This window comes from Streptomyces jumonjinensis (genome assembly GCF_009600885.1).
GTDB classification, from domain to species: domain Bacteria; phylum Actinomycetota; class Actinomycetes; order Streptomycetales; family Streptomycetaceae; genus Streptomyces; species Streptomyces jumonjinensis.
This window is the reverse complement of record NZ_VCLA01000167.1, coordinates 1-22,479: the sequence shown is the minus strand read 5'-3', so window position 1 is coordinate 22,479 and position 22,479 is coordinate 1. Positions and strand designations below refer to the sequence as shown.

Below are 22,479 nucleotides of genomic sequence, written 5' to 3'. Positions count from 1 at the left end.
CGACGTTCCTTAGGCTGGGTGCGGTGTGGGCTGGGTGCGGTGTGCTGGGGTCCGGGGTCCGCTCCGGGGGCTTCGGGGTGGGGCTGGGCGCGGTGTGCTGGGACCGGGGTCCGCTCCGGGGTGGTGCCGGGACTCATGATTTACGGGCGCGTTTCCAGCTCTTGTCTGATGGCGGGCCTCCTTCGCGCCACAATCACGCTTTACGTCCCGGCACCACCCCTGCGCGGCCCCCTCCCATGCAGGTCGAAACCGCCCGCCGCCGATCCCGGCCGTACGAAGCGGGCCCAGTCGCTGGGGAGCACGGACCACTCCCATGAGAATCGAACGCTCGCCCATCCCGGATGCCGGGCCACCCGGCCCCCTCCCGCAGTCAGGCGGCTGCCGCACCGTGCGGGCTGGGTGACACTGGCCTGTGTGAGAAGCGAGAACACCCCCTTCACCGGCGGCCCGCTGGACGGACAGGTACTGCCCGTGCTCGTCGGGCCCACCGGGCATCCGCCGAAGTGGTACGAGATCCCCGTGCCGGGCGACGACGGCGCTCCGCCCACCGTCCATGCCTATCGGCGCGAGCCCCACGGCCACACCAAGCGGCTCCATCTCCAGCGCGGCTGGAAGTACGTCTACGTCTCCGAGGGCCGGGAGCGCCGCGAGCTGAAGTGGCCGTGGTCGAAGCCGGGAGGGCGAGCCGACACGCCGTAGCCCGCCGGGCTCTCCCGGCATGGGTGACTTTATTGCGCCGTTTCGGCCACCCAGGGGGCGGCCCGGGTCGCGCACCCTCACGATCTGCGCGAGGGGCGGCCCGGCCGGACGGGCCGCCGTCCGGCCGGAGGTGATGAGGTGTCAGGCGCACTGCCGCGTACGGTGTGTACGGCGGCGCTGGTGACGGTCACGGTGATGGCAGCCGTGCCGGGCAGCGCGGGGACGGCCCCAGCAGCGGCACATGGGCTCGCGCTGGCGCCGGTGGGGCGGATGGCGGCCCTCCTCGACCGCGAGGACACGGCGGCGGAGAGCGGTGCCGCGCCGTCCGTCCCGTACGGGACCGGGCCGTACGGGACCGGTGCCGGTGCCGGTGCCGGCACCACCGTCGTCGAAGCTCTCACCCGGCTGCGCACCCTCTACCGCCAGGCCGAGGACGCGGGCGAGACCCATCTCGCCGCCGAGCGCCGCCTCACGGCCCAGCGTGCCGAGACCGCGCGGCTCGGCCGGGAGCTGACCCGGGCGCGGGGCGCGCTCGACGAGAGCCGGGCGGCGGCCGGGCAGCTCGCGCGCGAGCAGTACCGGGGCCACTCCGAGCTCTCCTCCCTGCTGCGGCTGCTGCTCTCCCCCGACCCCCGGCGGGCGCTGGACGAAGGCCGTCTCATGGAGCGCGCGGCGGCCCACCGGCTCTCCACCACGGCCCGGCTGAAGAAGGACACCCACCACGCCACAGACCTGGCGCGCGCCTCCCGCAAAGCCCTCGACCGGGAGCAGTCGCTCGCCGCCGGACAGCGGCGGGCGCGGGATGCCGCCACCGAGCGGCTCAAGGCCGTCGAGGAGCTGCTCGCGTCGCTCACCCCCGCCCAGATCGCGGCGCTGACCTCGCCCGGAGTACGCGACAGCGTGATCGCGCACGGAGCCCCCGCCGGCGAGCGGACCCCGACCGCGCAGGGCGCGACGGCCCTGCGGTACGCGGTGGAGCAGATCGGCAAGCCGTATCTCTGGGGCGCGGAGGGGCCGGGTTCCTACGACTGCTCGGGGCTGACCTCCCAGGCGTGGGCGGCGGCCGGCCGGGCGATCCCGCGCACCAGCCAGGAGCAGTGGGCGCAGCTGCCGAGGGTGCCGCTGCGCTCACTGCGGCCGGGCGATCTGGTCGTGTACTTCCCCGGGGCCACCCATGTGGCGATCTATCTGGGCGGCGGGATGGTGGTGCAGGCCCCGCGCCCGGGGACCACCGTCAAGGTCTCCCCCATCGCGGCCAATCCCCTGCTCGGCGCGGTCCGCCCGGACCCGGAGAGCAGCCCGCTGCGCGCGGACGGCTATATCCCGCCGCAGCTCCCCGAAGGGGCCACGGCGGGTTCGGACGCCGGCTGGTCACGAGCGGCGGAGCCGGGCGATCAGGAGGCCGGGGAGTCCTCCGAGGGCCCGGACGCGGCGCTCACCTCGGCGAGATAGGCGTCGGCGAGCTCAGGGTCGTAGAAGAAGTTCTCGAAGTCCGAGGGGTCGTTGAAACCATTGGCGAAACGATCCGCCACCGGCTGGAGCTGTCCCGCCGCGCCCAGCACGTTCAGCACATGCCCCGGCGGCGGCGCGAGCATCGCGTTGGTCCACTTGGTGACGTGCTGGGCCGTCTCCCAGTAGCGGTCGAAGGCCGACTGCATCCACTCCCCGTCGAACGGCTTGTCCCCGTGCGCCTCGATCGAGGCGAGATACGAGGCCGCGCACTTGGAGGCGGAGTTCGAGCCCTGGCCGGTGATCGGGTCGTTGGCGACGACCACATCGGCGACCCCGAGGACCAGCCCGCCGCTGGGCAGCCGGCCGATGGGCTTGCGCACGGTCGGGGCGTACCGCCCGGCCAGGGTGCCGCCCGCGTCGGTCAGCTCGACCTTGGCGGTCCGGTCGTACTCCCAGGGGAGGAAACGCTTCAGCAGCTCCAGAGTGAGCGCGAGATGCTCCTGGGGGTCCTTGATCCCCTGGAAGGCGTCCAGGGGACCGCCGGGGACGCCCTCCCAGAAGAGGATGTCCGCGCGGCCGGAGTTGGTGAAGGTCGGCATGACGAAGAGCTCGCCGACGCCGGGGACCAGATTGCAGCGGACCGCGTCGAACTCGGGGTGCTCCGGGCGCGGCCCGAGGCCGTGCACATAGGCGACCGCGAGCGCGCGCTGCGGGGCGTCGTACGGGGAGCGGGCGGCGTCCCGGGCGAACATGGAGACCAGTTCGCCCTTGCCCGCCGAGACCATGACCAGGTCGTAGGTGCGCGAGAAGTAGTCCAGGTCGCCGACGGCCGCGCCGTGGATGACGAGCTGTCCGCCGCGCTGGGCGAAGGTCTCCATCCAGCCGGCCATCTTCACCCGCTGGTCGACGGACTGGGCGTAGCCGTCCAGCTTGCCGACCCAGTCGATCGCCCTGCTCGCGTCGGGCGCGGCGACGGAGACCCCGACGCCCTCGATCCTCGGCGCCTGGGACTCCCAGAAGTTGATGCCGAGGTCGCGCTCGTGCTGGAGGGCGGTGTGGAACATGCACTGCGTCGACATGACCCGCCCGGTGCGGATCTCGTCAGCCGTGCGGTTGGACATCAGGGTGACCTCGTAGCCCTTCGACTGGAGGCCGAGGGCGAGCTGAAGACCGGATTGACCGGCTCCGACAATGAGTATCTTCCGCATCCGGGGAGTCTCTTTCGTCTGGACGAAGCGTTGGGGACCGTGGGGGGCGGCTATTCGGGGGTGGCTTCGAGCGCGTGGGCCACCAGTTCGAGCAGTGACTCGACCACAGTGATCCGCTTGCGCGCGTCCATGATCACGATGGGCACATGCGCCGGTATGGTCAAGGCCTCCCGCACGTCCTCCGTCTCGAAGAGCTCCGATCCGTCGAAGTGGTTGACGGCGACGACATACGGCAGCCCGCTGCTCTCGAAGTAGTCGAGCGCGGGGAAGCAGTCCGACAGCCGCCGGGTGTCGGCGAGCACGACGGCCCCGATCGCGCCGCGCGCCAGGTCGTCCCACATGAACCAGAAGCGCTGCTGTCCCGGCGTGCCGAAGACGTACAGCACCAGATCCTCGTCGAGCGTGATCCGGCCGAAGTCCATGGCCACGGTCGTGGTGAGCTTCTCGGGCGTCGAGGAGAGATCGTCGGTCTCCTCGCTCGCCTGGGTCATCAGCGCCTCGGTCTGGAGCGGGGTGATCTCCGAGACCGAGCCGACGAAGGTCGTCTTCCCCACGCCGAAGCCGCCCGCGACCACGACCTTGGCGGCGGTGGGGGCCCGGGTGTGATCCAGCTGCCAGGCCCGCAGTCCCTCATCGGCGGGGCTGTGCCTCTGTTCGGGCAGATCCCGCCGGGATCGGTCGGCGGCCGACCGATCGGAGGTCGACCGGTCGGAGGTCGACCGGTCGGCGGCCGACTGATCGGAGGCGGACATGTCAGAGGCGAGCGTGTCAGAGGCGGCGGAGTCCACTCAGCACCCTTTCCAGCAGTGCGCGTTCGGGGCGTCCCGGGGCGTGCCCGGTGCCGTATACACGGATCTTTCCCTGGTCGGCGAGGTCGCTGAGCAGCACCCTGACGACGCCCAGTGGCATCTTGAGGATCGCCGAGATCTCGGCGACCGTACGCATTCTGCGGCACAGCTCCACGATCGCCCGCAACTCGGGCATGACCCGGCTGGAGAGATCACCCTGGGGCAGCTCTCTGCGCTCGGCAGGGGCCTCCAGCGCCGCGACGAAGGTCTCCACCAGCAGCACATGCCCGAAGCGGGTACGCCCGCCGGTGAGCGAGTACGGACGCACCCGGGCGGGGCGGCGGTTCTCGCCGCGCACCGGCAGCCCGGCGGGGGTGGTGGAGTTGGAGTTCGGGGGGATCGGTTCGGGGGTCACTGCGCGCCCTCCAGCGACTGGCGCAGCTCGCTGCGGAGTTCGGGGGTGAGCACATGGCCGGCGCGGCCCACGAACAGTCCCATGTGGTACGCGACGACGGACATGTCGCAGTCCGCCTGGGCCTGCACTCCGAGGAGCGAGCCGTCGCTGATCGACATGATGAACACGCAGGCGTCCTCCATCGCGACCATCGTCTGTTTGACGCCGCCGCCGTCCATCAGCCGGGCGGCGCCTATGGTGAGGCTGCCGATGCCCGAGACGATGGTGGCGAGATCGGCGCTGGAGCCCTTGGGCCCCTCCTGAGGGGTGCTGGCCGGGGCGATGTTCTGAGCCGGGTCGGAGGACAGCAGCAGCAGTCCATCGGACGAGACGACGGCGACCGAGCGCAGGCCAGGCACCTCCTCGACCAGATTGCTCAGCAACCAGTGCAGATTGCGGGCCTCACTGCTCAGGCCGAACGTGCCGGTCGCGGTCAACTGCGTGCCTCCTCGACTGTGTCCCCCGCTTCTTCGGTTGGCGTGCGCGCGATCTCCGCCTCGGCTTCGGCGCGGCCTTTCTCGGCGGCCCGCTGGAAACCGCCCAGCCTGCGGCGCAGGGCGTCGGCGTCGATGCTGCCGGACCGCTCCCCAGGCGCGGCGGCGGGCTTGACGACCTTGGGCGTGCGCTTGGGCAGGCCCTTGTCGGTCACGCGGTCCCAGACGGGGGCGGCTCCCGCCGCCGGCTCGGACCGCGCGGCCCGCTCGGGTTCCCCGGCCCGGGCGGACTCCTCCTCGGGCCGATGGCCCGCGGTGGTGTGGTGCTCGGTCGCGCCGGACGGATCCGGCGCGTCCGGTACGCCGGGTGCGGCGTGTGCGTCATGTGCGGCGTGTGCGTCGTGTGTGTCAGAGGAGGCGGGCTCCCGCCGGGCCCGCTCGGGGAGGGGCGGCTCGGGCAGCCGCATCTCGAAGGTGGGCTCGTCGATCCCGGCGTCGATCCCGGCGTCGATCCCGGCGGCGGTCCCAGTGTCGGTCCCGGCGGCGGTCCCGGCGGCCGGAGCGTCGGCGGTCTGCTCGTGCGCCTCGGAAACGTCGGCCGCCTGCTCGTCGGCCTCGGAAGCGTCGGCCTGCGAAGCGTCGGCCGCCTCGGCCTCCGCCTCCGCCGCGTGTACGGCGGCCTCGGCCGCGGCCACCAGCGGATCGGCGGACCCGGCGGGCTCATCGGACGCACCGTCCGGGACGAGTGCGGCGTTCTCGCGGGCGGGCAGCGGCTGGCGGGGGCTGCTCGGCAGCGCGTTGGAGTTGACCTCGGCGACCGACCCCGGCAGCTGGACCTGGGTGGAGCTGTCCGACATGGAGTGCCCGCCGTCGGCCGGCTGCTCCTTGGGCAGCAGCCCCTGCGGCAGCACCACGACCGCCGCGACCCCGCCCTGCTTCTGCTCGCGCAGCTGTACGCGTACCCCGTGCCGCGCCGCCAGCAGTCCGGCGACCCGCAGTCCGAGCCCCTCGGCGTCCCGGGCGGCGGGAGCCGCCTCGTATGCCTGGGGGTCCTCCAGCCGGGCGTTGAGCTCTTCGAGCCGCCCGGCGGTCATCCCGATGCCGGCGTCCTGGACGGAGAGCATCACCTCGCCGTTCTCCAGCAGCCAGCCCGACAGCTCCACCTGGGCGTCCGGCGGCGAGAACGACGTCGCGTTCTCCAGCAGCTCGGCGATCAGATGGCTGAGGTCGTCCGCGGCGAACCCGGCGACCTGGGCATGCGGCGGCAGCGACTGGATGACGACCCGCTCGTACCGCTCGATCTCGCTGACGGCCGCGCGCAACACGTCCACCAGCGGAACCGGGCCCACATGTCCATGACCATGCTCCGCTCCGGCGAGCACCAGCAGATTCTCGCTGTGGCGGCGCATGACAGTGGCCATGTGGTCGAGCTTGAAGAGGGTGGCGAGCCGCTCCGGGTCCTGCTCGCGCTCCTCCAGCCGCTCGATGACCCCGAGCTGGCGCTCGACCAGGCCGAGGGTGCGGAGGGAGAGATTGACGAAGGTGTGGTCGACGGTGTGCCGCAGCCGGTCGAGCTCGGCGGTCAGCCCGGCGGTGTTCTCGCGCAGTTCGGCGCGGGCGGCGGAGAGCTTGGCGGCCAGGGTGTCGCGCGAGCCGGTCGCCTCGGCCCGCTCGCTCTCCAGGGTCTCGGCCCGCAGCGCGAGCTCGCGAACCCTGCCCTGGAGGGTGTTGAGGGACCGTACGACCTGGGCGAACTCATCGTTGCGGCCGGTGAAGCCCACCGGCTCCCCGGACTCGGGCGCACCCGCGAGACGGGCCGCGCCGATCCGGAGGACGGCCAGCGGCCGGGTGAGCGTACGGGCGACGGCGGCGGAGATCCCGATGGAGAGCAGCACCAATCCGCCGACCAGCGCGAACTGGAGTTCCAGCGCGGTGACATCGTCGTCACGGAGTGCTTCGAGGGCGTTGATCCGCTCGGAGGCGAGCGAGGACTCGACGCCGCGCATCTGCTCGATCCGGGCGGTGAGCGCGGCCTCCAGCTTCTCCGGGCCGGTGCCGAGCTCGTCCTCGGAGAGAGCGGGCTGGTCGGTGAGCCTGGCGAGATAGCCCTCGGCGGACTTGACCTCGCCCCCGGTGACGGTGGCGGCCAGGGAGTCACGGGCCTCTTTGCCGGCCGCCTGGTCGAAGTCGGCGAGGGCGGCGAGCTCGCGCACCCGGGCCTGCTGGGCGGCGGCGCTGAGGGTGTCGCGCGTCTCCGCCGCGGCCTTGCCCTCCTCGCTCTCCTCCTCGACGGGGAGCCCGGTGACCTGGTCATGGGTCTGCTCGGCCGGCGGGACGGGCACGGCGAGCGCGGCGAGCAGCAGCCCCCGGGCGGCCGACGCCTGCTCCACGGCGAGGCTCAGCTCGGCGGTGGCGCGGGTGGCCCGGGTGGCGCCCGGGGCGCGCGGCGGGGTCTTGTCGGCCAGTTCGTCGGCGAGCGCGTGCAGCGAGGCGACGACGTCGCTGTACGCCCGGTGGGCGTCCATCGCCGAGCCCTTGCCGGTCAGCGCGGCACGGCGGAGGGAGGGCACGGCGGCGAGTTCACGGCGCAGCTCGGCCCGGTCGCCGGGGAGGGAGCCGCGTATCTCGTCTATCTGCCGGTCGACCCGGGCGCTGCGGGCCTCGGTGAGCTCGCGCCGGTCCTTCTTCGCGCCGCTCTGTCCGTCCCGCCCGGCGGCTATGTACGCGGTGACCTCGTCGCGCTCGTCGGAGAGCGAGTGGGCGAGGGTGACGGCCTGCCGGTTGAGCTCGGCGAGGGTGACCAGGCGCTGGGACTCGCTCAGCTCCCTGGAGTGGGCCAGCATCCCGGGGGCGCCCGCGCCGATGACGACCAGGCTGACGACGGCGACTCCTATGACCAGCCGGTTCCGTACGCGCTTGGCACGGCCGCCCGCGACAGGGACAGGGACCGGCGAGGGGCCCTGTGCCGGATACGTCTCAGGGACCTGAGGGGCCTGAGGCCGCTTCTTCTGCACCGGTGCTCGCAATCCTGCTTGACTCGTCCACCCTTTGAACCGTGAAGCAGAGATGACGACCGGTCACACACGTGATCCCACCCCTGGCACGACATAAGACCATTCCAGTGCTTTTGGGAGGGGGGCGCGCATCGGCCGCTCCGCCACCTGAACGAGTGAACATCACTGGGGAGTTGGCAAACAACTCCTCTCGGTTGCCAACGGGGCCTTTCCGGGGAGGCTGACTGGATCTTCCGGCCGGGCTTTGGCAGGATGCGCGCCCGCAGCTCCGTCCGATGGTCCGTCAGGGTTTATGAATACCCCCTGACCTGGCCCTACGGAGTGATTCCGAATCTGTGCAGACGGCGTGAACGTGTCATGCAGACTGGAGTCCATGCGCATGGATCTCGCCACTTCTCCCGGTTCACCCGAACGGCCCAACGAGGACTGGGCATCCGTTGCCCTGCCCGCGTCGGGTCAGGGGGGAACACTGGTGGTGCTGGACGGGGTGACTCCACCGGAGGGGGACTACGGCTGTGAGCACCCGGTCCCCTGGTTCACCGCCCGGCTTGGGGGTGCACTGGTCGAACTGTCCGCTTCTCGGCCGGATATGTCACTGGCCGGGATTCTCTCCGCGGCAATCCGGCGCACCGCCGACGCGCATCGCGGAAGCTGTGACCTTTCTCACGTTCGAACTCCGCAGGCAACGGTGGTCGTGGTCCGCTGGGGCGGCCCCGCGGACGAGGTGGAGCATCTGGTGCTCTCGGACTCGGCGCTGCTGATCGAATCCCCGGACGGCGGGGTGCGGGCGGTGCTCGACGACCGGCTCGACCGGCTGCCGAGGGAGGCGCTGCGCACCCATGCCTCGGCGGACGCGCTGCGCAACGCGGAGGGCGGCTTCTTCACGGCGGCGGCGGACCCGTCGGTCGCCGCCCGCGCGGTGACCGGGCGCACCCCGCGCGCCGGGGTCCGCGCGGTGGCCGCGCTGACGGACGGCGCCTCGCGCTGGGTGGACATGTTCGGGGCGGGCGACTGGACGGAGACCGTGGGGGTGCTGCGCAAGGAGGGGGCGCAGGGGCTGATCGACCGGGTGCGGGAGAGGGAGTCGGCGGCGGCGCGGGAGCGTGCGGAGGCGATCCGCTGGAAGCTCCACGACGACGCGACGGCGGTGTTCGCGGAGCTGTAGCACTCAGGGGGGCGCGATGCCCCGAGCGCCGGGGCGCCCAGGGCTTCGCGTCCACGGCCATCACGCCCCCTGGCCCCGGGGCCGGGGCCGGGGCCGGGGCCAGGGTGCCGTTGGATCAGTCCTCGGCGCGGCGGTTCAGCTGGTGGAGCAGCCGGGCCAGCTCCGCGATCTCCCCGCGGTCCCACCCGGCGAGCTTGGCGACATAGCGTTCGCGGCGCGCGTCCCTCACTCGGCGGAATCGGGTCAGACCTTCTTCGGTCAGCCGTACGAGTGATGCTCTGCCGTCCGCCGGATCGGGTTCCCGCACCACCAGACCCAGCTCTTCCAGCGCCCGCAGCTGACGGCTCATCGTCGCCTTGCCGACGCCGAAATACCCCGCGAGATCGGTGGCGCGCAGCGCTCCGGACTCCTCCAGCCGTACGAGCAATCCGTAGGCGGCGGCCTCCAGATCGGGGTGGAGCTGGCGGGCCATCTCACCGGACGACGCCCTGGCCCGGCGGTGGAAGACCGCCAACTCCCTTTCCAGCGCGAGGAATACGTGGTCCACACCATTCTCACGCCGGGGGGCGGCCTCACTCCCCGTACTGCTTCTGTGCACGTCAGCACCCCTTGTGCGCTTTCCGGAACCGTGAAAGTTTTCGCCACCGGCACTCATTGCCGCAGCTCGCTCAGTATTTCGCAGGCATAGACCAACGGCGGCATCCCGCTGCCCTTCCAGTGCGGTTTCTCCGCGCGTAGCGTCATGTGTGGCATGTTCACACCATATTGCTCCATCAGGGCATGCCGTCACCTCGTCGCATCCCCCCGCCGGGGGGCTTCGGAGGCACGCTATGACCGTGCACAGATCCGGAACGAACATTCCCTTCACCTTGCCGGGGAGACCCCGCCGCTCGTTGATGGCAGCGGCCGGAACTCTCCTCGCAGTCCTCTCCCTCCTCTTCACCCTCCCTGGCGCCGCCGGCGCATCCGACATCCCCCCACGCGGTTCCGCCTATCTGGGCATGGGCGTGATCGCACACGACGGACAGGGAGGTCTGCCGCCCGCCGACCGCGCGGCCCAGACCGAAGGCGTCGACGTCTCCAGCCATCAGGGCAGCGTCGACTGGTCCGCCCTGTGGAACAGCGGTGTGAAGTGGGCCTATGTGAAGGCCACCGAGGGCACCTACTACAAGAATCCCTACTTCTCCCAGCAGTACACCGGCTCCTACACCATCGGCATGATCCGGGGCGCCTACCACTTCGCGACCCCCGACACGGCGAGCGGCACCGCTCAGGCGGACTACTTCGCCGACAACGGCGGCGGCTGGTCGAAGGACGGCAAGACCCTGCCGGGGGCGCTGGACATCGAGTGGAATCCGTACGGCGACGCCTGCTACGGCAAGTCGCAGTCCGGCATGGTGACCTGGATCCGGGACTTTCTGAACCGGTACAAGGCCCGCACCGGGCGGGACGCGGTGATCTACACCGCCACCAGCTGGTGGACGCAGTGCACCGGCAACTATTCGGGCTTCGCGGCGAACACCCCGCTGTGGATCGCCCGCTACAACACCACGCCGGGGACGCTCCCGGCGGGCTGGGACTTCCACACCATGTGGCAGTACACCTCGTCCGGGCCGATCGTCGGCGATCACGACAAGTTCAACGGGGCGCACGACCGGGTCGTGGCCCTCGCGAACGGCTGATCACCGGCGGACCCGCGCCAGGACCGCCCCGCGCTGACCTCGGATCAGGACCGGCCCCCCGGTCAGGACCAGTGCGCGGGGCGTTCCAGCGCCGTGGGCAGTCTGGCCGCCGCATCGCCTCTGGCCGCGTTCAGCTGCGGCTGGGTGAGGAAGAACGCGCCGGTCAGATCGGCGCCCGACAGATCGGCGTCCCGCAGATCGGCCCCGATGAGGTCGGCGTCGCGGAGATCGGCGCCGGTCAGATCGGCGGCGATCAGATAGGCGCCGCGCAGGCTCGCCCCCCGCAGATCCGCGCCCCTGAGCCGGGCCCCGATGAGATCGGCTCCCCTGCGGTCCTTCCTCCCCCGCTTGCCGCGCCCGGACCGCACCAGCTCGCTGGTCCGCAGCAGCAGCGCGTTGACCCGCTCCCGGTGCGCGCCCATATCGAGACCGGCCAGGTCTTCGGGCCCGAGCAGGGTCAGTTCCTCGGTCTGGGTCAGCAGCTCCCTCAGCCCGCCGTACAGCGGGCGGGCGGGGGCCAGGGTGAGCGCCTCGTCGAGATACCAGAGCAGTTCATGGAGCTGGCGTACGACGGGGAAGACCGCGAACATCGACGCGGCGCTCTCGGGGGCCTGCCGCCAGTCCGTGCCGCCGAAGGTGATCTGGGAGACCTGCTGGCCCGCGCCGAAGCAGTCGTAGACGGTGCAGCCGGGGAAACCGCTCTGCCGCAGCCGGGTGTGGATGCCGCAGCGGAAGCCGTCGTCCAGATTGCGGCAGGGCTCCCCCGCCTTCTTGGTGACGGCGAAGTCCGCCGACGCGGTGAAGGGGAGAGCGGCGCAGCACAGCCCGAAGCAGTTCCCGCAGTCGCCGCGCAGCGGCCGGCCCCCGGCCGACCGGGCGTTGGTGTCCATGGGCCCATTGTGGCGGACGGGTGATCAGCGCGGTTCCGTACGGCCGTTACGAAGCGCACGCCCGCGGTTCCGTACGGCGGTTACGGAGCCCACGCCCGCGGTTCCGTACGGCCGTTACGGAGCCCATGCCCGCGGTTCCGTACGGCGGGACGCGACGGACCCCCGGCGCGGGGAACACCGGGGGTCCGTCTTCACAGGGAGCAGCTCACGCGACGGCCGTCATGCGAGGCTCACGCGACGGCCGTCACGGGAGGCCCACGCGACGGCCGTCATGCGAGGCTCACGCGGCGGCCGGAACCGCCACCTCCGCCGGGGCGAGGGCGATCTCCAGCACCTGGCGGACATCCGTCACCGGGTGGACCTCCAGCTTGTCGAGGATCTCCGCCGGGACATCGTCCAGATCGGGCTCGTTCCGCTTGGGGATCACCACGGTGGTGATGCCCGCCCGGTGCGCGGCGAGCAGCTTCTGCTTCACCCCGCCGATGGGCAGCACCCGTCCGGTCAGCGACACCTCGCCCGTCATCGCCACATCGGTGCGGACCAGCCGCCCGGAGAGCAGCGACGCCAGCGCGGTGGTCATGGTGACGCCCGCGCTCGGCCCGTCCTTGGGGACCGCGCCCGCCGGGAAGTGGATGTGCACACCCCGGTCCTTGAGGTCGGCGACGGGGAGCTCGGTCTCCGCGCCGTGCGAGCGCAGGAAGCTCAGCGCGATCTGCGCCGACTCCTTCATCACATCGCCGAGCTGGCCGGTCAGGGTCAGCCCCGAGGCGCCGGTCTCCGGGTCGGCGAGCGACGCCTCCACGTAGAGGACGTCACCGCCCGCTCCGGTGACCGCGAGTCCGGTGGCGACGCCGGGCACGGCGGTCCGGCGCTCCGCCGGGTCCTGGGCGGACTCGGGCACATGGTGCGGCCGGCCGATCAGCGGGCGCAGCTGCTCCGCGCCGATGGTGAAGGGCAGCTCCCGGTCGCCGAGCTCGTGCTGGGCCGCGACCTTGCGCAGCAGCCTGGCGATGGACCGCTCCAGGTTCCGTACGCCCGCCTCACGGGTGTACTCGCCCGCGAGCTTGCGCAGCGCCGACTCCTCCAGGACGACCTCGGACTTCTCCAGGCCCGCCCGCTCCAGCTGGCGCGGCAGCAGATGGTCCCGGGCGATGACGACCTTCTCGTCCTCGGTGTAGCCGTCCAGCCTGACCAGTTCCATCCGGTCGAGCAGGGCCTCCGGGATGGCCTCCAGCACATTGGCGGTGGCCAGGAAGACGACGTCGCTCAGATCGAGCTCGACCTCCAGGTAGTGATCGCGGAAGGTGTGGTTCTGCGCCGGGTCGAGGACTTCGAGCAGGGCGGCGGCCGGGTCGCCCCGGAAGTCGGAGCCGACCTTGTCGATCTCGTCCAGCAGGACCACCGGGTTCATGGACCCGGCCTCCTTGATCGCCCGGACGATCCGGCCCGGCAGCGCGCCGACGTAGGTGCGCCGGTGGCCGCGGATCTCGGCCTCGTCGCGGACGCCGCCGAGGGCGACCCGGACGAACTCACGGCCCATGGCGTGCGCGACGGACTCGCCGAGCGAGGTCTTTCCCACGCCCGGCGGGCCGACGAGCGCCAGCACCGCGCCGCCGCGCCGTCCGCCGACCACGCCGAGTCCCCGGTCGGCGCGTCGTTTGCGGACCGCGAGGTATTCGGTGATCCGTTCCTTCACGTCCTCCAGGCCCGCGTGCTCGGCGTCGAGGACGGTCTTCGCGCCCTGGATGTCGTATTCGGCCGCGTCGTCGGCGGATCGCTTGTTCCACGGCAGTTCGAGGACGGTGTCGAGCCAGGTGCGGATCCAGGAGCCCTCGGGGCTCTGGTCGCTGGCGCGCTCCAGCTTGTCGACCTCTTTGAGGGCGGCTTCGCGGACCTTCTCCGGCAGCTCGGCGGCCTCGACGCGGGCCCGGTAGTCGTCGGACTCCTCGCCCTCGGACTCGCCGTTGAGCTCGCGCAGCTCCTTGCGGACGGCGTCGAGCTGACGGCGCAGCAGGAATTCGCGCTGCTGCTTGTCGACGCCCTCCTGGACGTCCTTGGCAATGGACTCGACGACGTCCTGCTCGGCGAGGTGCTCGCGCAGCTGGTCGGTGGCGAGGCGCAGCCGGGCGACGGGGTCGGCGGTCTCCAGGAGCTCGATCTTCTGGGCGGTGGTCAGGAACGGCGAGTAGCCCGCGTTGTCGGCGAGCTGGGAGACGTCCTCGATCTGCTGGACGCGGTCCACGACCTGCCAGGCTCCGCGCCTCTTGAGCCAGTCGGTGGCGAGCGCCTTGTACTCCTTGGCGAGCTCGGCGATCTGTCCGGGCAGCGGGTCGGGGATCTGCTCCTCGATGCGGGTCCCCTCGACCCAGAGGGCGGCTCCGGGGCCGGTGGTGCCCGCGCCGATCCGCACCCGGTCCCGGCCGCGGATCAGCGCGCCGGGGTCGCCGTCGGAGAGCCGGCCGACCTGTTCGATGGTCCCGAGCACGCCGATGGCCGCGTAGTTCCCGTCCACCCGTGGAACAAGGAGCACCTGTGGCTTGCTTGCCCCGGTGGAACGGGCGTCTGCCTGGGCGGCCTCGACCGCGGCCCGGACCTCGGTGTCGGTCAGGTCCAGGGGCACCACCATTCCGGGCAGCACGACCTCGTCGTCGAGCGGCAGCACGGGCAGGGTGAGCGGTGTGAACGTCTGGGACTCAGCAGCCATGATCTCCCCTTAGGCAGTGAAGTTGAGCTATGTGGACTCAATGCATGGGAGCCCACAGATGTTCCCCGACCGCTGTTCGCTCTCAGCGATCATGTGCGGGACGGCCCGAGAACCGAACAGGCGCCCCCCTTCGATAGATCGAATGTGAAATGGATGCGCCCCGCGAGAGGGGACCTTCCCACGGGGGAGGACAGAGGAGAACGGGACGACGCCGCGCTGCTGCGGGCCGTCGCCCGGGGGGACGCCGACGCGCTCGCCGTGCTCTACGACCGGCACGCGGGCTGGCTGCACGCCCGGCTCACCCGCCGCTGCGCGGACCCGGAGACCGTACGGGAGGTCCTCCAGGACACCTTCGTCACGGTCTGGCGGTCCGCGCGCTCCCATCGCGGCGGTGAGGCGGGCGGCTGGCTCTGGGTGATCGCGGCCCGCCGGCTGGTGGACGCCCAGCGGGCCCGCGCCAGGGCGGACCGGCCGCTGCGCGAGGAGCCCGCGCCGGATCCCGCGCCCTCCGCCGAGGAGCGGGTGCTCGCCGGGCTGGAGTACGGCGAGGTGGGCGCGGCCCTGGACCGTATCTCCCCCGAACTGCGCGAGGTGCTCCGCGCCACCGTCATCGACGGGCTGACCACCCGCGAGGCCGCCCGGCTGCTCGGCATCCCCGAGGGCACCGTCAAGACCCGGGCCCTGCGCGCCCGCCGCGAGCTGCGCGCCGCACTGGCCCAGCTCGCTTCCGACACCCACCCGCTGGGAGGTATGGCATGAGCGCCTGGCATGTGAGCGGGCCGATGGCCGAGCGGTACGCCTCCGGCTCGGCCGCCGAGCCGGAGGCATGGTCGCTGGAGAAGCACATCGAGAGCTGCGGCCCCTGCGCGGTCCGGGTCTCCACGGCGGTGCAGCGGTCCCCCGCGGGGCTCGTGATCGCCGAGATCCGCGCGACGGTCCTGGCGGGCAGAACCCCCGCCGCGGCCCCGGTGCGGTGGACCGCCCGGATGATGTGGGCGGCCGGACCCGCGGTGCGCGGGGCCTGGCTGCTGTCCCTCGCCGCGGTGATCGGCGGCGCCCTGTTCCTGGCGTACGGGGTGGGCTTCGAGGGCGCCCGGCCGCTGCTGCTGGCGCTCTCGCCCGCGGTGCCGCTGGCCGGGGTGGCCCTGTCGTACGGCCGCTACTCCGATCCGATGCACGAGATCACCGCCGCGACCCCGTACGGCGGGCTGCGGCTGCTGCTCATCCGGACGGCGGCGGTACTGGCGGTGAGCGTGCCGCTGCTGGCGGTGGCGAGCGCGCTGCTGCCGGACCCGGCGGGGCCGCCGGGCGCGGCGGCCTGGCTGCTGCCGGGCCTGGCGCTGACGCTCGCGGCGCTGGCCCTCGGCTCGTACACCGGCTGCCGGATCGCCGCGACCGTGCTGGCCTGCGCCTGGGTCATGGCCGTGCTCGCGCCCCTGGCGGGTCCGCCGGCGCTGGCCGCCGAGGCGGCACGCCTGGTCTCGGGGCCGGACGCCCAGGCCGGCTGGGCCGCCGCGGCCGTGGTGTGCGCGGGACTGCTCGCCGTACGCCGATCATCTTTCGACCATCTGGAGAGCGTGTGATGACGACAGCGGAGAACGCCCCCGAGGCCGTGCGGGTGACCGGGCTGACCGTCCGGCACCGCCGGACGGTGGCGCTGGACGCGGTGGATCTGGACTTCGGGACCGGGGTGCACGGTCTCCTCGGCCCCAACGGCGCGGGCAAGACCTCGCTGATCCGCGTCCTGGCCACCGTGGCGCCGGCGTCCGGGGGCCGGGTGGAACTGCTGGGCCACGACGCCTCCGCGCACCGGGACCGGCCCCTGATCCGCCGGCGGCTGGGCTATCTGCCGCAGGAGTTCGGCTACTACCCCGGGTTCACGGTGCGGGAGTTCGTCTCGTACATGGCCTGGCTGAAGGAGATGCCCGCGCCCTCGGTGGCGGACGCCGTGGAGAGCGCGGTGGACCGGGTGGGGCTCATGGACCGGATCGACGCGAAGGTGAAGACGCTCTCGGGCGGGATGGTGCGCCGCGTGGGCATCGCCCAGGCGATCGTGAACGAACCGGAGCTGCTGCTGCTGGACGAGCCGACAGCCGGTCTCGATCCGGAGCAGCGCGTCGAATTCAGAGCACTGCTCCGGGACGTGGGACGCACCTCCACAGTGATCGTCTCCACCCATCTGGTCGAGGATGTGGCCGCGGCGTGCGAGCAAGTGACGCTGATCGAGTCGGGCCGGGTGGCCTACCGGGGCACGACGGCGGAGCTGACCCGGCTGGGCGAGGCGTCCCCGGACGAAGGCGCCAGCCCGATCGAACGGGGGTACACCGCCGCACTCCGAAGCCACCGGGGCACCACGACCGGCCGGGACCAGCGGACCCGCTCCAGCTGGGGTACGGGGGCGCAGCGATGAGCGGCGTACGCACCGAGTCCCGCCCACCCGCCGTGGAACCGCCCGCCCCGCGCCGCGCCCACCCGGCCCGCGGTGAGCTGCTGCGCGGATCCGCGCCCTGGGCAGGGGCCGCGGCCCTGACAGGGCTCGCCTTCCTGCTGGTGACCGAGGCCGACAGCTGGCAGGGCAGCTGGGGCGAGACCCAGGCCATGCTGCAACTGGCGGCCATCGTGATCATCGGTCCGCTGGCCGGCGCCGCGGGCTGCTGGCAGGGCCAGCGGGAGCACCGGCGGCGCACCCACGACCTGCTGGCGGGCGCGGTCCGAGGGCCGCTCGCACGGCTGCTGACGGCGGCGCTGCCCACAGCGCTCTGGGCGACGGCCGGCTATCTGACCGCCACCGCCGCCGCGCTGCTCGCCACCTGGCCCTACACCTCGGCGGGCACGCCCCGGCTCACCGTCCCGCTCACGGACGTCGTGTTCATCGTCTCGATGACCCTGATCGGCCATGTCACGGGGGCCTTGGTGCGCTGGCGGCTGCTGGCCCCCGCGTTCGCGGCCGGTGCGTATGTCGTGCTGTGGCTGCTGCCCAATACGGCCCGCGAGACTCCGGCGGCCCGGCATCTGGTCCCGGTCGCGCCGGAGCATCTGCTGGCCGAGTCGGTCCCGGTGTGGTGGCAGCCGCTGGCGACGACGGGATGGACGGGCGGTCTCGCCGCCGCCGCGGTCCTCGCGTACACGGCCCGCCGCCGGTGGACCGCGCTGCTGCCGCTGGCGGTCGCGCTGACGGCGGGTGCGCTGCTGATGCAGAACGGTGAGCGGATGTACCGGCCCGACCCGCTGACGCAGCGGCAGATCTGCGATGAGTCCGTCCGGCCCGCCATCTGTGTGCGCGCCGACTACCCGGGGCTGCTGCCGCAGATCAAGAACGCGCTCACGGACATCAACGCACGGCTGGAGGGGGTGGAGAATCTGCCCGCCCGCTTCACGGATCTGGACTGGGGGCCGAAGTCCGCCGACGCCCATCTCCCCTCGCTGACCCCGTACGGCCAGTCCGTCGTCCGCGGCCGGCTGGCCGACCCGGAGCGGTACGCCTGGGAGGCCGCCATGGCGCTGTTGCCCTCGATGGACGGCGGGTGCGACGCCCGCTTGGAGGACAACCGGGTCAGCCGGATCGACACGGCGGTGGAGGAGTGGCTCGCCCCCGACCCGTGGGAGTTCGACGAGCTGTCGCACGCCCGAGCCGTCGGCGACACGGAAAGGGTCGCCTCGATCAAGGCCGAGCAGAAGGCGCTCGACGCCGTCTCCGGACGGCTGCGGGCGATGGACCAGGGGGAGCGCAGACAGTGGCTCTCCGACTATTTCGCGACCGTCGGGACGTGCGACATGGACGAGGTGCCCGCGCTGTGACCGCTCTGAACGGACCCCTGCTGTACGCCCGCTCCCGGGGACTGCCCGGCGCGATCGCGGCACCGCCCGCCATCGCGCTCCTCCTGGCCTGGAGCGCCTCCCGCCCGGACGGCGGCTCCTGGGACCCCGGTTTCGGCCTGCCCATGGAGGCGATCTGCCCGATGCTGGCCGCGGCCGTCATCGGGACGAGTCTGTACGCGTACGCCGATGAACTGGACCGTACGGCGGTACGCGCCTGGTGGCCGCGGAGGCTGACCCATCTGCTCGCCCTGACCGCGCTCGCCGCCACCGCCCTGGCCCTGGCGGCGGCGTCGGGCACGACGGGCACCGGCGCTTCGGTGATGGCGCGCAACACCGTGGGGACGGTGGGGGCGACGGCGATCTCGGCGGTACTGGTCGGGGCGCGGCTGAGCTGGCTTCCGGTGACCGCCTATCTGGGCACGGCGTTCATCGCCGCGCGGACGGCGGGCGGCACCGGGGCGACGGTGTGGGCGTGGCCGGTGCAGCCGGACCGGGCGACGGCCGCGTGGGTGACGGCGGCGGCCCTCTTCGCCGCCGGAGCAGCCCTCCACGCCTACCGCGGCCCCCGCCCCGACCACCTCTGACAGAACCCCGAACCCCATAAGGCGCTCCTGACGACGGACGGGGCACAGCTCACCGCACCGCGCACGGCCCAGTCCCGCCGACGGCGGGAGGGAGCTGCCCTCCCCAGCGACTGGGCCGGCCGCTTCACATCGACCGGGACCGGTGGTGACCGCGGCGGGAGGGGCCGCACGGCCCGGCACACGGTCCGGGCGGGGCGGTTTCGACTTCATGGGAGGGGGCCGCGCAGGGGTGGTGCCGGGACGTAAAACGTGATTTTGTGGCGCAAAGGAGGCCCGCCATCAAACAGGGACTGGAAACGCGCCGTAAATCATGAGTCCCGGCACCACCCCGGAGCGGACCACGGACCCCAGCACACCGCACCCAGCCCAGGCCCCCGGAGCCCCGCACCCGGAGCGGCCCTCGCACCCCAGCCCACCGCGCAGCCCACAGCACCCCCACCCGAAAGTCCAAAACCAGTCGCCCCGAGCCCCCCAGCCGACCACCATGACCCCCACGCCCAGCGGGCAGAGCTGCCCGAACCGGAGGTCATATGTCATCCGACGCACCCGTCATCCTCGACCACCGCCACGGCCCCCACGGCGAGGTCGTCCTCCGCCGCCGCGGCGAGCACCACGAGATCATCGCCAATGGCTGCTTCCTCATGGACACCTCCGACGGACGCTCCGAGCGGCATCTGGTCGACGCCGCCTACGCGGCCCTCGCCGCCAACGGCGGACGACCCCCCTCGCTCCTCCTCGGCGGCCTCGGCGTCGGCTTCTCCCTCGCGCACGCCGCCGCAAACCCGCACTGGCGACATATCGCCGTTGTAGAGCGAGAACAGGCCATCATCGACTGGCATTTCTCCGGCCCGCTCGCCCCGATCTCCACCGCCGCGCTCGCCGACCCCAGGAGCGTGATCCTGAGCACGGATCTGCTCACCCATCTCCGCGACACGGACGACCGCTATGACGCCCTCTGTCTGGATATCGACAACGGCCCCGACTGGACCGTCACCGAGGACAACGGAGACCTCTACTCCCCCACGGGACTCGCCCTGTGCAGAAGGGTCCTGGAGCCCGGCGGCGTACTCGCCGTATGGTCCGCGAAACCGTCCCCCGCTTTCGAAGAGACCTTGCGGAATGCCGGGTTCAAAGGGGTAAGAACCGAAGAGATCCAGGTTGCCCGAGGCGTACCTGACGTGGTCCATCTCGCCGTCGAACCCGCGTAGCCCGGACCCTCCAACTGCCTTTACGCTGCTGAGCTACACACCGATCTACAACGAGCACACAACGAGCGATAGCGCTTACAGGGGCGGGCGATGGAACAGGTACACACCACCCACAATGGCGTCGCGGCCACGGCCGGCGCCCAGCGCAGGGTGCTGGTCGTCGAAGACGACACGACCATCGTCGACGCCATCGCCGCCCGGCTGCGGGCCGAGGGCTTCCTCGTGCAGACGGCGGCCGACGGCCCCGCCGCCGTCGACGCGGCCGAGGCGTGGCAGCCCGATCTGATGGTCCTGGACGTGATGCTGCCCGGCTTCGACGGCCTGGAGGTCTGCCGCCGGGTGCAGGCCCAGCGCCCCGTCCCGGTGCTGATGCTCACCGCGCGGGACGACGAGACCGACATGCTCGTGGGGCTCGGCGTCGGCGCCGACGACTACATGACCAAACCGTTCTCCATGCGGGAGCTGGCGGCCCGGGTGCATGTGCTGCTGCGCCGGGTCGAGCGGGCCGCGCTCGCCGCGGTCACCCCGCGCAGCGGAATCCTCCGCCTGGGCGAGCTGGAGATCGATCACGCCCAGCGCCGGGTGCGGGTCCGGGGCGACGACGTCCATCTGACCCCCACCGAGTTCGATCTGCTGGTCTGTCTGGCGAACACCCCGCGCGCGGTGCTCTCCCGGGAGCAGCTGCTCGCCGAGGTGTGGGACTGGGCCGACGCGTCCGGCACCCGGACCGTCGACAGCCACATCAAGGCCCTGCGCCGGAAGATCGGCGCGGAGCGGATCCGCACGGTCCACGGCGTCGGCTACGCCCTGGAGACCCCCGCGCCATGACCCGGTCCCCGGGGAACGGGCGCAGGAGGTCCGTCCTGATCTCGATCAAGACCAAGCTCGGCACGCTGGTCGTCGTCTCCGTCTTCATCACCACCGGATTACTGGTCGTCGCCCTGCACACCTCCACCGAGCTGCGGTTCATCACCGTCTTCTCGGTGATCACCACGCTGCTGATCACCCAGTTCGTGGCGCATGGTCTGACGGCTCCGCTGGACGAGATGAACACGGTGGCCAAGGGGATATCGCACGGCGACTTCACCCGCCGGGTGCGCGGCGCCGACCGCCGCGACGAGCTGGGCGCCCTCGCCAGCACCATCAACCGGATGGCGGACGATCTGCAGGCCGAGGACCGGCACCGCAAGGAGCTGGTCGCCAATGTCTCGCATGAGCTGCGCACCCCGATCGCCGCGCTCCGGGCGGTCCTGGAGAACGTTGTCGACGGGGTGTCGGCCGCCGATCCGGAGACCATGCGGACCGCGCTCAGGCAGACCGAGCGGCTGGGCCGGATGGTGGAGACCCTGCTCGACCTCTCCCGGCTGGACAACGGGGTGGTGCCGCTGCGCGCCCGCCGCTTCGAGGTGTGGCCCTATCTCTCGGGGGTGCTGAAGGAGTCCAATCTGGCCGCCGCGCGGCGCGGGCTCGCCTCGGGCTCGGGCCATCACACCCGTAAGGACGTGCATCTGCATCTGGATGTGTCGCCGCCGGAGCTGACCGCTCACGCGGACGCGGAGCGGCTGCACCAGGTGATGGCCAATCTGATCGACAACGCGGTGAAGCACTCCCCGCCGCACGGCCGGGTGACGGTACGGGCCCGGCGGGGCCCGTACCCCGAGTCGCTCGACCTGGAAGTGGTGGACGAAGGGCCCGGCATCCCCGAGCAGGAGCGGCACCGCGTCTTCGAGCGGTTCAACCGGGGTGCGGTCAGCTCGCCGCACGGCAAGGGCAGCGACGGCGGCACCGGGCTGGGCCTCGCCATCGCCCGCTGGGCCGTCGATCTGCACGGCGGGAGCATCGGGGTGGCCGAATCGGCGCGGGGCTGCCGGATCCGGGTGACTCTGCCGGGACTCCCCTCGCCGCGAGGTTGACGTAGGGTTCGAATCGGAAGCGACCCTTCTATCCGTAATCCGACGGAGGCAGCCCCGATGCGACGGGCTGGAACGCCTGTCGGGAGCCGCCGCGCGGTGTGTCATACCAGCGGCGTGGGCAAACCGTGCTTATTTCCCGCCATTCCCGCCCCCGAAACCCGTCTTTCGGTGTGACTTGCGCGACTGTGGCCCCGCCTGGCCTGCACCTCTCGGCCAGGGAGGCGTAGCCTTGATTCCCGCTGTCCATCACCTTGTGAAGCGGAAGAGGGCGGTTGCCGCCGTGTCGTCTCAGTCCCCCAGTAACTCCAGCTCGCCCAGCCTCCGGCCGGGTGGTGCCCCCACGACCGACCAGGGCGGGCAGGGCATTGATCCTGCTGCCGCTTTCGGGCCCAATGAGTGGCTCGTCGACGAGATCTACCAGCAGTACCTCCAGGATCCGAATTCGGTCGACCGAGCCTGGTGGGA

21 protein-coding genes are annotated in these 22,479 nt (G+C 72.1%); 13 read left to right on the top strand and 8 right to left on the bottom strand.

The genetic code is table 11. The annotated features are described in order from the left end of the window. Positions 1 to 414 precede the first annotated feature (414 nt). Entirely contained in the window at positions 415 to 699 is a 285-nt protein-coding gene (locus tag FF041_RS24380) for a hypothetical protein (protein ID WP_323372218.1), read from the top strand. Between the two features lie 138 nt (positions 700 to 837). After that, a complete protein-coding gene (locus FF041_RS24375) occupies positions 838 to 2,151 on the top strand; it encodes a C40 family peptidase (protein ID WP_323392581.1) in 1,314 nt (437 codons plus the stop codon). Here FF041_RS24375 and FF041_RS24370 read toward each other — a convergent pair. Genes FF041_RS24370 through FF041_RS24350 form a run of 5 tightly spaced genes read right to left on the bottom strand, consistent with a single transcriptional unit; the run spans position 2,094 to position 8,049 of the window. Continuing rightward, complete coding sequence (locus FF041_RS24370) at positions 2,094 to 3,359, bottom strand: styrene monooxygenase/indole monooxygenase family protein (RefSeq protein ID WP_153524807.1); 1,266 nt, start codon at positions 3,357 to 3,359, stop codon at positions 2,094 to 2,096. The genes FF041_RS24375 and FF041_RS24370 overlap by 58 nt on opposite strands. A 50-nt stretch (positions 3,360 to 3,409) precedes the next feature. Then, positions 3,410 to 4,111 (bottom strand): GTP-binding protein, encoded by a 702-nt coding sequence (locus FF041_RS24365; RefSeq protein ID WP_228388590.1) that lies wholly within the window; start codon positions 4,109 to 4,111, stop codon positions 3,410 to 3,412. A 16-nt stretch (positions 4,112 to 4,127) separates the two neighbouring features. Then, positions 4,128 to 4,562: a DUF742 domain-containing protein gene (locus tag FF041_RS24360; protein WP_323392577.1), complete on the bottom strand. Its 435-nt coding sequence runs from the start codon at positions 4,560 to 4,562 to the stop codon at positions 4,128 to 4,130. Beyond that, the gene (locus FF041_RS24355; RefSeq protein ID WP_153524806.1) at positions 4,559 to 5,038 is read right to left on the bottom strand and encodes a roadblock/LC7 domain-containing protein; all 480 of its coding nucleotides are present in this window, start codon (positions 5,036 to 5,038) and stop codon (positions 4,559 to 4,561) included. The genes FF041_RS24360 and FF041_RS24355 overlap by 4 nt, the downstream gene beginning before the upstream one ends. Continuing rightward, on the bottom strand, positions 5,035 to 8,049 hold the full coding sequence (locus FF041_RS24350; protein WP_323392575.1) for a sensor histidine kinase: 3,015 nt from the start codon (positions 8,047 to 8,049) through the stop codon (positions 5,035 to 5,037). The genes FF041_RS24355 and FF041_RS24350 overlap by 4 nt, the downstream gene beginning before the upstream one ends. 373 nt (positions 8,050 to 8,422) lie before the next feature. Between FF041_RS24350 and FF041_RS24345 the strand changes: the two genes are divergently transcribed. Beyond that, positions 8,423 to 9,214, top strand: coding sequence for a hypothetical protein (locus tag FF041_RS24345; protein ID WP_153524804.1), 792 nt, complete (start codon positions 8,423 to 8,425; stop codon positions 9,212 to 9,214). Between the two features lie 115 nt (positions 9,215 to 9,329). Here the strand turns inward: FF041_RS24345 and FF041_RS24340 are convergent, their stop codons facing one another. Continuing rightward, the gene (locus tag FF041_RS24340) at positions 9,330 to 9,869 is read right to left on the bottom strand and encodes a MarR family winged helix-turn-helix transcriptional regulator (protein WP_153486137.1); all 540 of its coding nucleotides are present in this window, start codon (positions 9,867 to 9,869) and stop codon (positions 9,330 to 9,332) included. Between the two features lie 175 nt (positions 9,870 to 10,044). Here FF041_RS24340 and FF041_RS24335 point away from each other — a divergent pair, with 175 nt between their 5' ends. Next, a complete protein-coding gene (locus FF041_RS24335; RefSeq protein ID WP_153524803.1) occupies positions 10,045 to 10,896 on the top strand; it encodes a lysozyme in 852 nt (283 codons plus the stop codon). Between the two features lie 62 nt (positions 10,897 to 10,958). Here the strand turns inward: FF041_RS24335 and FF041_RS24330 are convergent, their stop codons facing one another. Both FF041_RS24330 and lon read right to left on the bottom strand, forming a co-directional pair. After that, positions 10,959 to 11,786 carry a pentapeptide repeat-containing protein gene (locus tag FF041_RS24330; RefSeq protein WP_153524802.1) on the bottom strand — a complete coding sequence of 276 codons (828 nt, stop codon included), beginning with the start codon at positions 11,784 to 11,786 and terminating at the stop codon, positions 10,959 to 10,961. A 280-nt stretch (positions 11,787 to 12,066) separates the two neighbouring features. After that, entirely contained in the window at positions 12,067 to 14,490 is a 2,424-nt protein-coding gene (lon, locus tag FF041_RS24325) for an endopeptidase La (protein WP_153524801.1), read from the bottom strand. Between the two features lie 153 nt (positions 14,491 to 14,643). Here lon and FF041_RS24320 point away from each other — a divergent pair, with 153 nt between their 5' ends. The 9 genes from FF041_RS24320 to FF041_RS24280 all read left to right on the top strand — a co-directional run. Next, entirely contained in the window at positions 14,644 to 15,249 is a 606-nt protein-coding gene (locus FF041_RS24320; protein ID WP_153524800.1) for an RNA polymerase sigma factor, read from the top strand. Further along, complete coding sequence (locus FF041_RS24315) at positions 15,246 to 16,073, top strand: zf-HC2 domain-containing protein (protein ID WP_153524799.1); 828 nt, start codon at positions 15,246 to 15,248, stop codon at positions 16,071 to 16,073. Before FF041_RS24320 ends, FF041_RS24315 begins: the two co-directional genes overlap by 4 nt. Next, positions 16,073 to 16,900 carry an ABC transporter ATP-binding protein gene (locus FF041_RS24310; protein ID WP_153486142.1) on the top strand — a complete coding sequence of 276 codons (828 nt, stop codon included), beginning with the start codon at positions 16,073 to 16,075 and terminating at the stop codon, positions 16,898 to 16,900. Before FF041_RS24315 ends, FF041_RS24310 begins: the two co-directional genes overlap by 1 nt. Next, positions 16,897 to 18,288 (top strand): hypothetical protein, encoded by a 1,392-nt coding sequence (locus tag FF041_RS24305; RefSeq protein ID WP_153524798.1) that lies wholly within the window; start codon positions 16,897 to 16,899, stop codon positions 18,286 to 18,288. Before FF041_RS24310 ends, FF041_RS24305 begins: the two co-directional genes overlap by 4 nt. Further along, positions 18,285 to 18,893 carry a hypothetical protein gene (locus FF041_RS24300; protein ID WP_323392573.1) on the top strand — a complete coding sequence of 203 codons (609 nt, stop codon included), beginning with the start codon at positions 18,285 to 18,287 and terminating at the stop codon, positions 18,891 to 18,893. The genes FF041_RS24305 and FF041_RS24300 overlap by 4 nt, the downstream gene beginning before the upstream one ends. A gap of 530 nt (positions 18,894 to 19,423) precedes the next feature. Next, positions 19,424 to 20,101 (top strand): spermidine synthase family protein, encoded by a 678-nt coding sequence (locus FF041_RS24295; RefSeq protein WP_153524797.1) that lies wholly within the window; start codon positions 19,424 to 19,426, stop codon positions 20,099 to 20,101. 90 nt (positions 20,102 to 20,191) lie between these two features. Next, on the top strand, positions 20,192 to 20,929 hold the full coding sequence (locus FF041_RS24290; RefSeq protein WP_153483078.1) for a response regulator transcription factor: 738 nt from the start codon (positions 20,192 to 20,194) through the stop codon (positions 20,927 to 20,929). Next, a complete protein-coding gene (locus FF041_RS24285; protein WP_153524796.1) occupies positions 20,926 to 22,014 on the top strand; it encodes a HAMP domain-containing sensor histidine kinase in 1,089 nt (362 codons plus the stop codon). The genes FF041_RS24290 and FF041_RS24285 overlap by 4 nt, the downstream gene beginning before the upstream one ends. A gap of 280 nt (positions 22,015 to 22,294) precedes the next feature. Then, positions 22,295 to 22,479, top strand: a 185-nt coding sequence (locus tag FF041_RS24280) for a 2-oxoglutarate dehydrogenase E1 subunit family protein (RefSeq protein ID WP_323392571.1), incomplete at its 3' end; no start/stop codon positions are given.

What these genes read in the sequence shown, in the direction of transcription:
- FF041_RS24305 (WP_153524798.1), top strand. Translation starts at nt 16,897, where the DNA reads ATGAGCGGCGTACGCACCGAGTCCCGCCCACCCGCCGTGGAACCGCCC.
- FF041_RS24285 (WP_153524796.1), top strand. Translation starts at nt 20,926, where the DNA reads ATGACCCGGTCCCCGGGGAACGGGCGCAGGAGGTCCGTCCTGATCTCG.
- FF041_RS24370 (WP_153524807.1), bottom strand. Translation starts at nt 3,359, where the DNA reads ATGCGGAAGATACTCATTGTCGGAGCCGGTCAATCCGGTCTTCAGCTC.
- FF041_RS24295 (WP_153524797.1), top strand. Translation starts at nt 19,424, where the DNA reads ATGTCATCCGACGCACCCGTCATCCTCGACCACCGCCACGGCCCCCAC.
- FF041_RS24290 (WP_153483078.1), top strand. Translation starts at nt 20,192, where the DNA reads ATGGAACAGGTACACACCACCCACAATGGCGTCGCGGCCACGGCCGGC.
- FF041_RS24365 (WP_228388590.1), bottom strand. Translation starts at nt 4,111, where the DNA reads ATGTCCGCCTCCGATCAGTCGGCCGCCGACCGGTCGACCTCCGACCGG.
- lon (WP_153524801.1), bottom strand. Translation starts at nt 14,490, where the DNA reads ATGGCTGCTGAGTCCCAGACGTTCACACCGCTCACCCTGCCCGTGCTG.
- FF041_RS24340 (WP_153486137.1), bottom strand. Translation starts at nt 9,869, where the DNA reads ATGAGTGCCGGTGGCGAAAACTTTCACGGTTCCGGAAAGCGCACAAGG.
- FF041_RS24315 (WP_153524799.1), top strand. Translation starts at nt 15,246, where the DNA reads ATGAGCGCCTGGCATGTGAGCGGGCCGATGGCCGAGCGGTACGCCTCC.
- FF041_RS24335 (WP_153524803.1), top strand. Translation starts at nt 10,045, where the DNA reads ATGACCGTGCACAGATCCGGAACGAACATTCCCTTCACCTTGCCGGGG.
- FF041_RS24310 (WP_153486142.1), top strand. Translation starts at nt 16,073, where the DNA reads ATGACGACAGCGGAGAACGCCCCCGAGGCCGTGCGGGTGACCGGGCTG.
- FF041_RS24345 (WP_153524804.1), top strand. Translation starts at nt 8,423, where the DNA reads ATGCGCATGGATCTCGCCACTTCTCCCGGTTCACCCGAACGGCCCAAC.
- FF041_RS24320 (WP_153524800.1), top strand. Translation starts at nt 14,644, where the DNA reads ATGCGCCCCGCGAGAGGGGACCTTCCCACGGGGGAGGACAGAGGAGAA.
- FF041_RS24330 (WP_153524802.1), bottom strand. Translation starts at nt 11,786, where the DNA reads ATGGACACCAACGCCCGGTCGGCCGGGGGCCGGCCGCTGCGCGGCGAC.